Annotated in this window: 11 protein-coding genes; all 11 read left to right on the plus strand. The window is 72.3% G+C overall.

Annotation, left to right across the window (positions count from 1 at the left end; genetic code table 11):
* Window positions 1-259: 259 nt before the first annotated feature.
* The 11 genes from KYY02_RS18480 (at window position 260) to KYY02_RS18530 (ending at window position 13,882) form a co-directional block, all read left to right on the plus strand.
* On the plus strand, window positions 260-2,602 hold the full coding sequence (locus KYY02_RS18480; protein ID WP_371239172.1) for a sensor histidine kinase: 2,343 nt from the start codon (window positions 260-262) through the stop codon (window positions 2,600-2,602).
* Window positions 2,603-2,745: 143 nt separating this feature from the next.
* Window positions 2,746-3,498, plus strand: coding sequence for an MBL fold metallo-hydrolase (locus KYY02_RS18485; protein ID WP_371239174.1), 753 nt, complete (start codon window positions 2,746-2,748; stop codon window positions 3,496-3,498).
* A gap of 145 nt (window positions 3,499-3,643) precedes the next feature.
* On the plus strand, window positions 3,644-4,330 hold the full coding sequence (locus KYY02_RS18490) for a GntR family transcriptional regulator (protein ID WP_371239176.1): 687 nt from the start codon (window positions 3,644-3,646) through the stop codon (window positions 4,328-4,330).
* Window positions 4,327-5,235 (plus strand): dihydrodipicolinate synthase family protein, encoded by a 909-nt coding sequence (locus KYY02_RS18495; protein WP_371239178.1) that lies wholly within the window; start codon window positions 4,327-4,329, stop codon window positions 5,233-5,235. Before KYY02_RS18490 ends, KYY02_RS18495 begins: the two co-directional genes overlap by 4 nt.
* Window positions 5,232-6,953: an L-arabinonate dehydratase gene (araD, locus tag KYY02_RS18500; RefSeq protein ID WP_371239180.1), complete on the plus strand. Its 1,722-nt coding sequence runs from the start codon at window positions 5,232-5,234 to the stop codon at window positions 6,951-6,953. The genes KYY02_RS18495 and araD overlap by 4 nt, the downstream gene beginning before the upstream one ends.
* A 95-nt stretch (window positions 6,954-7,048) precedes the next feature.
* Window positions 7,049-7,981 carry a carbohydrate ABC transporter permease gene (locus KYY02_RS18505; protein WP_371239182.1) on the plus strand — a complete coding sequence of 311 codons (933 nt, stop codon included), beginning with the start codon at window positions 7,049-7,051 and terminating at the stop codon, window positions 7,979-7,981.
* Window positions 7,978-8,874, plus strand: coding sequence for a carbohydrate ABC transporter permease (locus KYY02_RS18510; protein ID WP_371239184.1), 897 nt, complete (start codon window positions 7,978-7,980; stop codon window positions 8,872-8,874). Before KYY02_RS18505 ends, KYY02_RS18510 begins: the two co-directional genes overlap by 4 nt.
* Entirely contained in the window at window positions 8,871-10,052 is a 1,182-nt protein-coding gene (locus KYY02_RS18515) for a Gfo/Idh/MocA family protein (protein WP_371239186.1), read from the plus strand. Before KYY02_RS18510 ends, KYY02_RS18515 begins: the two co-directional genes overlap by 4 nt.
* Complete coding sequence (locus KYY02_RS18520) at window positions 10,049-10,894, plus strand: DUF6807 domain-containing protein (protein ID WP_371239188.1); 846 nt, start codon at window positions 10,049-10,051, stop codon at window positions 10,892-10,894. The genes KYY02_RS18515 and KYY02_RS18520 overlap by 4 nt, the downstream gene beginning before the upstream one ends.
* A complete protein-coding gene (locus KYY02_RS18525; RefSeq protein WP_371239190.1) occupies window positions 10,891-12,453 on the plus strand; it encodes a glycoside hydrolase family 43 protein in 1,563 nt (520 codons plus the stop codon). Before KYY02_RS18520 ends, KYY02_RS18525 begins: the two co-directional genes overlap by 4 nt.
* A 73-nt stretch (window positions 12,454-12,526) precedes the next feature.
* Entirely contained in the window at window positions 12,527-13,882 is a 1,356-nt protein-coding gene (locus KYY02_RS18530; protein WP_371239192.1) for an ABC transporter substrate-binding protein, read from the plus strand.
* Window positions 13,883-13,921 lie beyond the last annotated feature (39 nt).

Consider the following 13,921-nt stretch of genomic DNA (forward strand, 5'->3'; position numbering starts at 1 on the left):
GTACGCGGCCCCCGGGACGGCCGCCCGTGGTGCGGGAGCCGGCGGGGCGAGGCACAGCGGACGGTGCCGGCGGACGGGCCACAGCACGATCGTGGCGCAGGGCAGCGTCACCGTCATGTCGACGGCGGCCGGTTGCCAGGGCATGTCGGCCGCGGTCCTGTCGGACGACGGCCCGCCGACGGGCGCGGCGGGCGCCCCGAACCACAGCAGGTTGTCCAGACGTACCCCGCGCCGCTCCTCGACTACGATCGGCCGCGTCATGCAATCCCTGCGCAACTGGCTCCTGCCGGTCCTGCTCGCGGTGCCGGACGCGGTGATCGTGTCCGTTCTCGTCCTCCCGGGCGACGAGCCGGCCGGCGTGCTCGAACTCGTGGGCCTGATCGCCGCCCTCGTTCTGCAGCTTGTCGCACTCGGGCGGCGGCGGCGCGAGCCGCTGCGCGCCCTGGCCGGAGCGCTGGCAGCCTCACTGATCGGTAACCTGACCGCCCCCGATCACTTCGTCGGTCTGGGCCCGTCCGTCGCGCTGTACTCCGTCGCGGTCCGGTGCGGCGGGCGGGTCACCGCGGTCGGCACCGCCGCCTCCGTCGGCTGCAGATGGCTGCCGGACGTCGTGTACGGCGGGCCGCCCCGCGGCCTGCTGACCGGACTCGCCACCTACGCCGTGCTGGAGGCGGCGTGCGTGTGCGCGGGGAAGGCGCGACGGCAGTGGCTGAGCGGTCGCCGGGCCGCGGCGGGCCGGCTGGCACACGCGCAGGAGACGAGGCGGCAGGCCGCCGAGACCGAGCGGCACCGCCTCGCACGGGAACTGCACGACGTGAGCGCCCACCATCTGACCTCGGTGGTGGTCACCGTCGACGCGGCCCGCCGCCTCGCCGGGAAACGGCCCGAACTCGTCGAGGAGGCCCTGGCCTTCGCGGCGCGCGGCGGACGCGAGACCCTGACGTCGCTGCGGCGGCTGGCGGCCGTCATGCGGGGGACGGATCTGCCGGACCCGCGGCCGATGAGCGGACGCGTCCGGGAACTGGTCGCCGGTTTCAGCCGGCTGGGACGGCCGATCGACACCGAGCTGCCCGACGATCTCGCCGGTCCGGCGGCCGAGGCCGTCTTCGGCATCCTGCGCGAGGCCCTCACCAACGCGCTGCGGCACGCCCCGGGAGCCGCCGTGAGCGTACGGATCCGGCGCGACGCGGACACGCTGGAGCTGACCGTGGGCAACGGCCCGCCGCGCACCGCGGCGCACCGTCCCGCCGCCGGCCTCGGCTCCGGCAACGGCCTGACGGGCATGCGGGAACGGGCCGCCGCCCTCGGCGGCGACCTGGAGGCGGGACCGGAGCGGGACGGCGGCTGGCGGGTCACCGCGAGGCTCCCGGACAGCACCGGACCCCGGCCGCCGGGCGTCTTCGCCCGGCGGCGCGACTTCCTCAGGGAACAGCGGCTGGCCGACGCCCTGCTGATGGTGACGGCGGTCGTGACACCACTGTTCCCCATGCTGACCGACACGGCGAACGGGGGGGTCGTCGGCGGTCCTTCCGACGGCGCCGTCCTGACCCTGCTGGTGTCGGTGCACGCCGCGCCCCTGTGGTGGCGGCGCCGCGCGCCATGGACCGCGCTGTGCGCGGTGGCCGCCACCGTGTGGCTGGTGCCCGCCGCGTACGCCCTCGACCTGCTGCCCCGGGAATGGGTGGGCCTGACGCCCGCCGTCGGGGTGGCGGAGGCCATGGCGGTGTACGCGGTGGCCGCCTACGGGCGCGGCGCCCTGCGGGCGCTGGGCGGGGTCCTCCTGGCGACGGCCTCTCTGGTCGGCGCCGTGACCGCGGCCGCCGCCGACGAGCGGGTACTGGCCCCGGTGCTCGGCGGACGGGGAGCGGCGGTGTGGACAGCGTTCCTGGTGCTGTGTGCGGCCGTCCCGTCGCTGCTGGCGCTGTGGGGGGCGGGCGTGGCGGTGCGCAGACGGCGGATACGCGTGGTGGCCCGTGAGGAGGGCGCGTTCGCCGACTCCGTCCGCGCGGCGGCCGAGGAGGCCGCCGCCGAGCGCCGCCGCATCGCGGCCGAACTGCACGCGACCGTGCTGGAACGCACCACGCACATGGTGGAGTCCGCCGACCGGGGCGAACTCGACGAGGTCGCCACCGGGGCCCGGTCGGCGCTGGCCGCGATGCGGGAGCTGCTCGGCGGCCTGCGCGGCGCCGTCGCGCCCGCCGGGCAGCACGCTCCGCAGCCCACCGCGGCCGATCTCGTGGACCTGTGCCGGACGCCGCGCCCGGACGGCCGCACCGTGACCCTGAGCGGTCTGCCCCGGGCCGCCGACGGCCTGCCCCCGGCGGTGTCGCTGACGGTGTACCACGTGGTGGAGGCGGCGCTGGGCGCCGGGGACCGGGGCCCGGCCCGGGTGAGGCTGCGCCGTCGCCGCGGCCGGGTGCACCTCACCGTCACCGGTGTGCCGCTGGCGGTCGCCGGACCGGTGGGCGAACGGCTGCGGGTCCGGATCGAGGGGGCGGAGGGGGAGATGGCTGCCGACCGGGCGGGTGTGCTGCGGGTGTCCCTGCCGGCCGGAGAGCTGTCGGCCCCCGCCGAGGAGACCGTGCCGACGCCGCACGCGTGACGGTGTCCGGGCGCCGCGGTCTCCGGTGTTCTGGTCCGGGCGCCGTGGTCCGGACGCCGCGGTCTCCGGCGTCCCGGCCGACGGGCCCGTGGCTCTCCGCGCACCCCCGCGCGTACCGGTGCCCCCGCCGTACGCTCCACCGCATGTCCCTCACTCTCACCGTCCTCGGCACCGCCTCCCCGCACCCCGGCCCGGACCGACCCAGCTCCGGGTACCTCCTGCGCGGCGGGGGCGCCGAGGTGTGGGTCGATGCCGGGTTCGGGACGTTCGCCGAGTTGCAACGGCACACGGACCCGGCGGGCATCGACGCCGTATGGATCTCCCATCTGCACGCCGACCACAGTGCCGATCTGCTCGCCGCCGTGTACGGCCTCGCGTACGGCGGGCTCACCCCTCCCGCACCGATCCCGGTCCACGCGCCGGCCGGCTGCGCGCAGCGGATCGCCGGGTTCCTCGGGCGCCCCGACGCCGGTTTCCTCAGCGGCACGTTCGACTTCCGGCCGCTGTGCGACGGGCAGGTCGTCCGCCACGGCGGTCTCACCCTCACCTCCAGCGCCGTCGTCCACGACGTCGAGGCATACGGGCTGCGCGCCGAGTGCGCGGGGCGGGTCCTCGCCTACTCCGGGGACAGCGGGCCGTGCGCCGCCCTCACCGGACTCGCCCGCGACGCCGACCTGTTCCTCTGCGAGGCGGACATCACCGAGCATCGCGGAAGCGAACGGGTCCACCTGACCCCCGAGGACGTCGGTGACACCGCCCGGCGGGCGGGCGTGCGCGAACTCCTCGTCACCCATGTCGGCCCCGCGCTCACCCCCGAGGCGGCGACCGCCCGGGCCGCCTCCGCCTTCGGCGGACCCACCACCGCCGCCCGGGAGGGCCGCACGTACGCCGTGTGAGGCAACAGAAACTTTCTGTGCCAGAAGCATTGACGAAACTCTGGGCCACTCCTACGGTCATCGCGTCGTACTCCGTACGTCATATATGAGACGCGATACGCGAGATCCGATACGCGAGATCCGACGCGAAATCCGAGAGGCGCGCATGACCTCTGTGCCCACGCCGATCCCCTCCCGCACGCAGTACGTGCGGGAGGAGATCAAACGCCGCATACTGACTGGTCGGTTCACGCCGGGCCAGGCCCTGGTCGAGACCGACCTCGCCGCACAGTTCGGGGTGTCCAAGACCCCGGTGCGCGAGGCGCTCAAGACCCTGGCCGGCACCGGCCTGGTCGTGATGAGCCAGTACAAGGGCGTCACGGTGCGCATGGTCGACGCGGACATGGCACGCGAGGTCTACGACGTGCGGCTGCTCCTGGAACCCGAGGCACTCAAGCGCGCCGTGCGCCGCGGCGCCTCCCTGGACGCCGCGCGGGACGCGCTGACCCGGGCCGACCGGGCCGACGACACCGCCGAACGGTCGCTCGCCAACCGCGAGTTCCACCGCGCCCTCTACCTGCCCTGCGGCAACCCGCTGCTCGGCCGGATGCTCGACGAGGTCCGCGACCAGGCCGCCCTCGTCTCGGCCGTCGCCTGGGCCGCCGACCCCTCCTGGGAACAGGAGGCGAACGAGCACCGCGAGATCCTGCGGCTCGCGCTCGACGGGGACGCGGACGGCGCGGCCCGCGCCCTGCACTCGCACATCGCGTCGTTCGTGCGACGGGCCTTCCCCGAGGTCGAGGAGGACCTCGAGGCGGCCCCGGAAGCCCAGAAAGAGGACGGACAGGCATGACAACGACGTTCGAGACCCAGCGGGCGGCCCTGGCCGACGTGGTGGCGATCCCGGTGACCCCGTTCGCCGAGGACGGCTCCGTCGCCCCAGACACCTACCGGGCCCTGCTGCGTCGTCTCCTCGACGGTGGCATCACGACCCTCACCCCCAACGGCAACACCGGCGAGTTCTACGCCCTGACCCCCGACGAGCGCCGGCTGGTCACCGAGCTGACGGTCGAGGAGGCCGGCGGCGGCTCGGCGATCCTGGTCGGCGTGGGCCACGACGTGCCCACCGCAGTCGCCTCCGCGCGGCACGCCCGTGAACTCGGCGCGCAGATGGTGATGGTGCACCAGCCCGTCCATCCCTACGTCTCCCAGAGCGGCTGGGTCGACTACCACCGCGCGATCGCCGGGGCCGTGCCCGAACTGGGCGTCGTCCCCTACATCCGCAACGCGCAGCTCACCGGTGCCCGGCTCGCCGAACTCGCCGACGCCTGCCCCAACGTGATCGGCGTGAAGTACGCCGTGCCGGACGCGGCGAAGTTCGCCGCCTTCGCCCGGGACGCGGGACTCGAACGGTTCGTGTGGGTCGCGGGGCTCGCCGAGCCGTACGCCCCCTCCTACTTCTCGGCCGGCGCCACCGGCTTCACGTCCGGTCTGGTCAACGTCGCCCCCTCCGTCTCGCTGAGCATGATCGAGGCGCTGCGCTCCGGCGACTACCCGACCGCCATGAAGGTGTGGGAGCAGATCCGCCGCTTCGAGGAACTGCGCGCCGCCAACGGCTCCGCCAACAACGTCACCGTCGTCAAGGAGGCCCTCGCCTCCCTCGGCCTGTGCCGCCGCGAGGTCCGCCCGCCGAGCAGGCCGCTGCCCGAGAGCGAGCGCGCCGAGGTCGCCGCCATCACCGCGGGGTGGTCGATATGAAGTCCCCCGAGCAGCTCCGCAGCCACCAGTGGTACGGCACCGACGGCCTGCGCTCCTTCAGCCACCGCGCCCGCACCCGCCAGCTCGGCTACCTGCCCGAGGAGCACCTGGGCAAGCCCGTCATCGCGATCCTCAACACCTGGTCCGACATCAACCCCTGCCACGTCCACCTGCGCGACCGCGCGCAGGCCGTCAAGCGGGGCGTCTGGCAGGCGGGCGGCTTCCCCCTCGAGTTCCCGGTCTCCACCCTCAGCGAGACCTTCCAGAAGCCGACCCCCATGCTGTACCGCAACCTCCTCGCCATGGAGACCGAGGAGCTGCTGCGCTCCTACCCGGTCGACGGTGCCGTGCTGATGGGCGGCTGCGACAAGTCCACGCCCGCCCTGCTGATGGGCGCCGCCAGCGCCGGCCTGCCCGCCGTGTTCGTGCCCGCCGGGCCCATGCTGCCCGGGCACTGGCGCAACGAGGTCCTCGGTTCCGGCACCGACATGTGGAAGTACTGGGACGACAAGCGGGCCGGCGTCATCGGCGACTGCGAGATGCAGGAGCTGGAGAGCGGTCTGGCCCGCTCGCCCGGCCACTGCATGACCATGGGCACGGCGTCCACGCTGACCGCCGCCGCCGAGGCCCTCGGCGTCACGGTCCCGGGCGCGTCCAGCATCCCGGCCGTCGACTCCGGGCACGACCGGATGGCCGCCAGGGCGGGGATGACGATCGTCGACCTGGTCCACAGGGACCGCAGGCTGAGCGACATCCTCACCGCGGACGCCTTCGAGGACGCGGTGACGACCGTCCTCGGACTCGGCGGCTCCACCAACGCCGTCATCCATCTGATCGCCATGGCCGGACGCGCGGGCGTCAGGCTCACCCTCGACGACTTCGACCGCCTCGCCCGCACCGTCCCGGTGCTGGCCAACGTGCGGCCCGGCGGACAGACGTACCTGATGGAGGACTTCCACTTCGCGGGCGGGCTGCCCGGGTTCCTCTCCCGGATCCCGGACCTGCTCCACCTGGACCGTCCCACCGTCTGCCACGACACGATGCGCGAGCAGATCGCCGGCGCGCAGGTGCACGACGACGACGTCATCCGTCCCCGGGACAACCCGGTCGCGGCCGAGGGCGGGGTCGCCGTACTGCGCGGCAACCTCTGCCCGGACGGCGCCGTCATCAAGCACATCGCCGCCGAACCGCACCTGCTGAAACACACCGGCCGCGCCGTCGTCTTCGACGACTACAGGCAGATGCAGCGGACCATCAACGACCCGGCGCTGGACATCACCGCCGACAGCGTGCTGGTCCTGCGCAACGCCGGCCCCAAGGGCGGACCGGGCATGCCCGAGTACGGGATGCTGCCGCTGCCCGACCACCTGCTCAAGCAGGGGGTGCGGGACATGGTGCGGATCTCCGACGCCCGGATGAGCGGGACGAGTTACGGCGCGTGCGTCCTGCACGTCGCCCCCGAGTCGTACGTCGGCGGGCCGCTCGCCCTGGTGCGCACCGGTGACTCGATCACCCTCGACGTCGAGAACCGCATCCTCCGGCTCGACGTCGACGACGAGGAGCTGGAGCGTCGCCGGGCGCAGTGGACGCCGCCGCCCGTGCGCTACGAGCGCGGCTACGGCGCGCTCTACAACGAGCAGATCACGCAGGCCGACACCGGCTGCGACTTCGAGTTCCTCGCCCGCCCGGGCACGGTCCAGGACCCGTACGCCGGCTGACCGGCCGCCCGTCCGGACTCCGCACACATACGAAGAAAGCGCTTCACCCGCACACGTACCACACAGCAAGACGTACCGAGAAACGGAGAACAGTCATGGCCCATGCCGCAGCCGTGGCGAAACCGCCCAGGCCACCCCGGCGGCGCCGTGCCTCCGCCACGCCCCGCAGGCTCCCTTACCTGCTGATCGGGCCGGCCGCCCTGCTCATGCTGGGTTTCATCGCCTACCCGGTCATCAGCGTCTTCTACTACAGCCTGCAGAACTACAATCCCACCAAGCCCTGGCGGAACGGCTACGCGGGCTTCGACAACTTCACGCACATCTTCACCGAGGACCCGCTGTTCTGGGACACCCTCGTCTTCAGCGCCAAGTGGGTCTTCGTCGAGGTCGGACTGCAGTTGCTGTTCGGCCTGGCCCTCGCCCTCATCGTCAACCAGACCTTCGTCGGCCGCGCCCTGGGCCGGGCCATGGTCTTCTCGCCGTGGGCCGTCTCCGGCGTGCTGACCTCCGCGATCTGGGTGCTGCTCTACAACTCGCAGACCGGCATCACCCGTTACCTCGCGGACATGGGCATCGGCGACTACGGCGTCAGCTGGCTGTCGGACACCTCCACCGTCTTCCCTGCGGTGGTCGTCGCCGACCTGTGGCGCGGTGTCCCCTTCTTCGCGATCCTCATCCTCGCCGACCTCCAGTCCGTCTCCAAGGACCTCTACGAGGCCGCCGAGGTCGACGGGGCCAGCCGCATCAAGCAGTTCTGGCACATCACGCTGCCGCACCTGAAGGACGCCATCATCCTGTCCACGCTGCTGCGCGCGGTGTGGGAGTTCAACAACGTCGACCTGCTCTACACGCTGACCGGCGGCGGACCCGCGGGCGAGACCACGACACTGCCGCTGTACATCGCCAACACCTCGGTGGACGCACACAACTTCGGCTACGCGTCGGCCCTGACCACGGTCGCGTTCGTCATCCTGCTCTTCTGCTCGATGGTCTACCTGCGGCTGAGCAAGTTCGGAGGCGAGAAGTGATCACCAAGGAGGCCACCCCGGCCGCCCCCGCCCCCACGCGCACCACCCCCGAGCCGCCCCGGCCGGCCAGGAAGCGCCGGGCCTGGGACGAGGCGCCGCGCTGGCAGATCTACCTGCCGCTGGGCATCTACCTCGTCTTCACCCTCATCCCCTTCTACTGGATCCTGCTCTTCTCGCTCCGCCCGGCCGGCTCGACCTCGCTCGTGCCCTGGCCGATGACCTTCGTCCACTTCGAGAAGGTCTGGACGGACCGCAGCTTCGGCACCTTCTTCTACAACAGCGTGCTGGTCGGCGTCGCCACCCTGATCATGACGACGCTGGTCGCCCTGGCCGGCGGCTACGCTCTCGCCCGGTTCGACTTCAAGATCAAGCGGGCCTTCATGCTCGCCCTGCTCTGCTCCCAGTTCGTGCCCGGCGCGCTGCTCCTGGTCCCGCTGTTCGAGATCTTCGCCGAACTGCAGATGATCAACTCCCTCGGCAGCGTCATCATCGCCGAGACGGTCTTCCAGCTGCCGTTGTCGATCATCCTGATCAGCAACTTCATCAAGAACGTGCCGTACTCCCTGGAGGAGGCCGCCTGGGTCGACGGCTGCAACCGGTTCAAGGCCTTCCGGGTGGTCGTCCTGCCGCTGCTGCGGCCCGGTCTGATCGCCGTCGGCTCCTTCGCCTTCGTCCACTCCTGGAACCACTTCCTGTTCGCCCTGATGTTCCTCAACAACCAGGAGAAGCAGACCATCCCGGTCGGCCTCAACACCCTGATGAGCGCGGACAGCGTCGACCTCGGCGCGCTCGCCGCGGGCGGCATCATCGCGGCCGTCCCCGTCGTGATCGTGTTCGCCTTCATCCAGAAGTGGCTGGTCACCGGGTTCAGCGCGGGGGCGGTGAAGGGATGACCTCACCACGGACCGTGCCCGACGCCCCGCTGCCGGTCGTCCTCGCCGGCGCACGCGGCCACGGACGCTGGCACGTGGCGAACATCCGACGCCTCGAGGCGGAGGGACTTCTGCGGCTCGCCGGGATCTGCGAGCTCACCCCGCTCACCGAGGACGAGTTCGGCGGTGAACTCCCCGAACAGTCCGCCGACTTCGGCGCGCTGCTGGAGTCCACCGGCGCCCGGATCGCGGTGATCTGCACCCCGATCCCGACCCACACCGATCTCGCCCTCGCGGCGGCCGAGCGGGGCGTGCACATCCTGCTGGAGAAGCCGCCGGCGCCGTCGTACGCCGAGTACCGGCGGATGGCCGACGGGGTCGCCGCGGCCGGGGTGGCCTGCCAGATCGGCTTCCAGTCGCTGGGCTCGCACGCCGTGCCCGCGATCCGCGACCTGGTCGACGGCGGCGCCGTCGGCCGGGTGGTGGGGATCGGCGGAGCCGGCGCCTGGGTGCGGACCGAGGAGTACTTCCGGCGGGCACCCTGGGCGGGACGGCGTCGGCTGAACGGCGTCGACGTGGTCGACGGGGCGCTCACCAACCCGCTCGCCCACGCCGTCGCCACCGCCCTCGCGCTCGCCGGGAGCACCCGAGCCGAGGACGTCGCAGGCATCGAGACCGAGCTGCTGCGCGCCAACGACATCGAGTCCGACGACACCTCCTGCGTGCGGATCACCACCGCGCGGGGCGGTCCGGTCACCGTCGCCGCGACCCTGTGCGCGGAGCGGGCGGACGAGCCGTACGTCATGGTGCACGGCACCAGCGGCCGGATCACCTTCTGGTACAAGCAGGACCGCGTCCTGCTCCAGCGCGCGGACCACGGTCCCGAGGAGATGCGGTTCGGCCGCACCGACCTGCTGGAGAACCTCGTCGCCCATCTCGCCGACGGCACCCCCCTGCTGGTCACCCCGGACGGGACTGGCGCCTTCATGCAGGTCGTCGAGGCGATCCGCACGGCTCCCGATCCGGCTCCGCTGCCCGCCGACGTCTGGCGGCACGTCCCCGGTGAGAACCGCCGGGTGGTGCCCGGTGTCGACGGTCTCGTCGCGGCCGCCGCCGACACCCTGTCCCTCTACTCCGAGCTGGGCGCCTCCTGGGCCCTGCCCGCCCACCACCTGCCGAAAGAGGTGAGCACCCGATGACCGGCAACGACTCCGTGGTGCTGCGCGTCGCGGGCCGGCCCGTCGGCCGGTACGTCACCCGGCCCGAACTGCCGGCCCGGCTCTCCCCACGGCCGTACCTGCACCCCGTCACCACCCTGGCCGGCACGGCGGTCACCGAGCTGAGCCCCGCCGACCACGCACACCACCTCGGCGTCGGTGTCGCCGTTCCCGACGTCGAGGGGTTCAACTTCTGGGGCGGACGCACCTACGTCCGCGATCAGGGACCCACCGAGCTCGACAACCACGGCTCCCAGCGGCACACCGCCTACCAGCTGCGCGACCCCGACGGGTTCGTCGAGGAGCTGCGCTGGACGGCCGCGCCGGGCGAGCTGCTGCGCGAGCGCCGCACGGTCGCCGTCACCGAACTCACGGGCACCGCCTGGGCGCTGGACTTCACCTTCTCCCTCACCAACGTCACGGGCGCGCCGCTCTCCATCGGCAGCCCCGCCACCAACGGCCGCCCCGGAGCCGCGTACGGCGGTTTCTTCTGGCGGGCCCGCAAGGAGGAGGCGGCCCCGGACGTCTTCACCGACCGCACCGAGGGCGAGGGCGAGGCGCACGGCCGGCCGGCCGACTGGATCGCGCTCGCCGGATCCACCTGGACGCTCGTCTTCGCGGGGGCCACCGAACGGACCCGGCAGGACCCCTGGTTCGTCCGCACCGCCGAGTACCCGGGCGTCGGCTCCTCCCTCGCCCACACCGCACGGCTGCCCCTCCCGGCCGGCGGGGCCGTGGTCCGCCGGATCGTCACCGTCGTCGCCGACGGCCGCCTCGACCGGAGCGCCGCCGCCGCCCTGGTCCGCAAGGCGGTGAACCCGTGACCGCCGAGCGGACCGACACCACCTACCGCAACCCGGTCCTGAACGCCGACTGGTCCGACCCGGACGTGGTCCGCGTCGGCGACGACTTCTACCTGACCGCCTCCAGCTTCGGCCGTGTCCCCGGACTGCCCCTGCTGCACTCCCGCGACCTGGTCAACTGGACCCTCGTCGGTCACGCCCTCGAACGGCTGGAACCGGAGAGCGAGTTCACGACGCCCCGGCACGACTGCGGGGTCTGGGCCCCGTCCCTGCGCCACCACGACGACCGGTTCTGGATCTTCTGGGGCGACCCCGACCAGGGCATCTTCCAGGTCAACGCCCCCGAGATCCGCGGCCCCTGGACCCGGCCGCACCTGGTGAAGGCCGGCAAAGGGCTGATCGACCCGTGCCCCCTGTGGGACGACGAGACCGGCGAGGCCTACCTCGTGCACGCCTGGGCCAACTCCCGCAGCGGCGTCAAGAACCGCCTCACCGGCCACCGGATGCACCCCCACGGCGCCGAACTCCTCGACGAGGGCAAGGTGATCGTCGACGCCGACCGCATCCCCGGCTGGTTCACCCTGGAAGGGCCCAAGCTCTACCGGCACGACGGCTGGTTCTGGATCCTCGCCCCCGCCGGGGGAGTGGAGACCGGCTGGCAGGGCGCCTTCCGCTCCCGCGCGTTCTTCGGACCGTACGAGGAGAGGGTCGTCCTGGAGCAGAAGGACACCGACGTCAACGGCCCCCACCAGGGCGGCTGGGTGCGCACCCCGTCCGGCGAGGACTGGTTCCTGCACTTCCAGCAGCGCGGACCGTACGGCCGTGTCGTGCACCTCCAGCCGATGGGCTGGGATCCGGACGGCTGGCCGGTGCTCGGGCACGACGGCGCCCCGGTCGCCGAGCACCGCCGTCCGGACCTGCCGCCGCAGCCGCCCGCCGCGCCGGCCACCGACGACGACTTCCCCGGCGGACGCCACGGCCGTCAGTGGCAGTGGACCGCCAACCCGAAGGAGGGCTGGACCACCCAGCACTCCGCCGACGGGTTGCGGCTGACCTGCGTCCGCTCCGCCGACGCGCACGACCTGCGCGCACTGCCCCACGTACTCACCCAGCGGCTGCCCGGCACCCCGTGCACCGTCGAGGTGGAACTGCGGCTCGACAGCGAGGAACCCGGGGCACGCGCCGGACTCGCCGTCCTCGGGGACGCCTACCGCTGGATCGGGCTCCAGCGCGGCGCGGACGGCGCGGTGCACCTGGTGCACCGGTTCGCCGAGACGGCCGCCACGGGGGCACCTCCCACGCCTTCGGGGCAGGGGAGGAGGGAACGCGACGCCGACCACCCGAGGCCCGCTCCCGGCGGCCGGGCCCGCCTCCGCGTCGACATCGGCGCCGGGGCGCGCTGCCGCTTCTCCTGCGACACCGGGGACGGCTTCCGCCCCTCCGGCCAGGTCTTCGCCGCCACCCCCTGGCGCTGGGTCGGCGCCCTGCTCGGCCTGGTCGCCGTGGCCCCCACCGGTCAGGGACACGCCGGTACCGCCACGTTCACCCGGTTCAGGATCAACGCCCCGGCGCACGGCTGAACACCGCCGGACGGTCCTGACAGACCCCCCACAACTTCACAGTCCGTTGGATCCAGAAGAAGAGAGCCGACCAATGAAGATCAGCATTCTCGGAAACAGCACAGGCGGACGCCGCGCGTCGGCCGTCGTCGCCCTGAGCGCCGTGCTCGCCCTGACCGCCACCGCCTGCGGGGACGACGGCGGCGCGGGCGGCGACGGCGCCGAGGGCAGTGGCAAGGGAGAGATCGTCTTCTGGGACAACAACGGCGGTGTCCGCACCGAGATCTGGAAGGAGATCATCGCCGACTTCGAGAAGGCGAACCCGGACATCGACGTCCAGTACGTCGGCATCGCCTCCACGGAGTACCAGTCCAAGGTCGACACCGCCATCCAGGCCGACGGCCTGCCGGACGTCGGCGGCATCAGCGCCTCGATGCTCGCGGGCTTCGCCGCCCAGGGCGCGCTCGACACGCTGGACTTCCGGCTGGCCAAGTCGCCGCTGAACGGCAAGCTCAACAAGGACATGATCGAGTCGATGCGGGCCGCCGGCGGCGGGGACGACAAGCTGTACTCGATCCCGACCTCGGCGAACAACGGCGTCCTGTACTACCGCACCGACCTGTTCGAGAAGGCGGGCCTGGAGGAGCCGACCACCTGGGACCGGTTCTACGAGGCCGCCGAGAAGCTGACGAACAAGGGCAAGAACGAGTTCGGCTACACCATCCGCGGCGGCGCCGGCTCCATCGCCCAGGCCCTGGACGCGATGTACGGGCAGTCCGGCATCACCTCGTTCTGGGACTCCAGCGGCAAGAAGACCACGCTCAACGACCCGAAGAACGTCGAGGCCCTGGAGAAGTACGCGGCTCTGTTCAAGAAGGTCACCCCCGCGGCCGACCTGAACAACGACTTCACCAAGATGGTCGCGCAGTGGGACTCCGGCACGATCGGCATGCTGAACCACAACCTCGGTTCGTACCAGGACCACGTCAAGGCGCTCACCGCCGACAAGTTCCGCGGCATCCCGCAGCCGACCGGGCCCGGCGGCAAGCGGGTCCAGGTCTCCAACCCGGTCGACGGCGTCGGCCTGTTCAAGAGCTCCAAGAACAAGGAGGCCGCCTGGAAGTTCATCGAGTTCGCCACGTCGGCGCAGTCGAACTCGAAGTTCAACGAGTCGGCCGGTCAGGTGCCGGCGCACGCGGACGCCGCGAAGGACGAGTGGATCAACAAGGCGGAGCCCACGAAGCTGGCCGCGGAGGCGCTGAGCGACGGTTCCACGACCATCGTCCAGCTGCCGTACTACCTGCCGGACTGGAACACGATCTCCAAGGCGGACAACGAGCCGAACTTCCAGAAGGTCCTGCTCGGGGACATGAGCGCGAAGAAGTTCCTGGACACGATGGCCGAGCAGCTGAACGAGGCGCAGGCCGAGTGGCAGGAGCAGATGGGCTGACGCGGGTTCCTCCCGCCGGGGGCGGCTCGTTCCGCTTCG

Origin of the sequence: Streptomyces pimonensis, assembly GCF_041380215.1 — a bacterium.
GTDB lineage: Bacteria > Actinomycetota > Actinomycetes > Streptomycetales > Streptomycetaceae > Streptomyces > Streptomyces pimonensis.

What these genes read in the sequence shown, in the direction of transcription:
- KYY02_RS18480 (WP_371239172.1), top strand. Translation starts at nt 260, where the DNA reads ATGCAATCCCTGCGCAACTGGCTCCTGCCGGTCCTGCTCGCGGTGCCG.
- KYY02_RS18485 (WP_371239174.1), top strand. Translation starts at nt 2,746, where the DNA reads ATGTCCCTCACTCTCACCGTCCTCGGCACCGCCTCCCCGCACCCCGGC.
- KYY02_RS18490 (WP_371239176.1), top strand. Translation starts at nt 3,644, where the DNA reads ATGACCTCTGTGCCCACGCCGATCCCCTCCCGCACGCAGTACGTGCGG.
- KYY02_RS18495 (WP_371239178.1), top strand. Translation starts at nt 4,327, where the DNA reads ATGACAACGACGTTCGAGACCCAGCGGGCGGCCCTGGCCGACGTGGTG.
- araD (WP_371239180.1), top strand. Translation starts at nt 5,232, where the DNA reads ATGAAGTCCCCCGAGCAGCTCCGCAGCCACCAGTGGTACGGCACCGAC.
- KYY02_RS18505 (WP_371239182.1), top strand. Translation starts at nt 7,049, where the DNA reads ATGGCCCATGCCGCAGCCGTGGCGAAACCGCCCAGGCCACCCCGGCGG.
- KYY02_RS18515 (WP_371239186.1), top strand. Translation starts at nt 8,871, where the DNA reads ATGACCTCACCACGGACCGTGCCCGACGCCCCGCTGCCGGTCGTCCTC.
- KYY02_RS18520 (WP_371239188.1), top strand. Translation starts at nt 10,049, where the DNA reads ATGACCGGCAACGACTCCGTGGTGCTGCGCGTCGCGGGCCGGCCCGTC.
- KYY02_RS18530 (WP_371239192.1), top strand. Translation starts at nt 12,527, where the DNA reads ATGAAGATCAGCATTCTCGGAAACAGCACAGGCGGACGCCGCGCGTCG.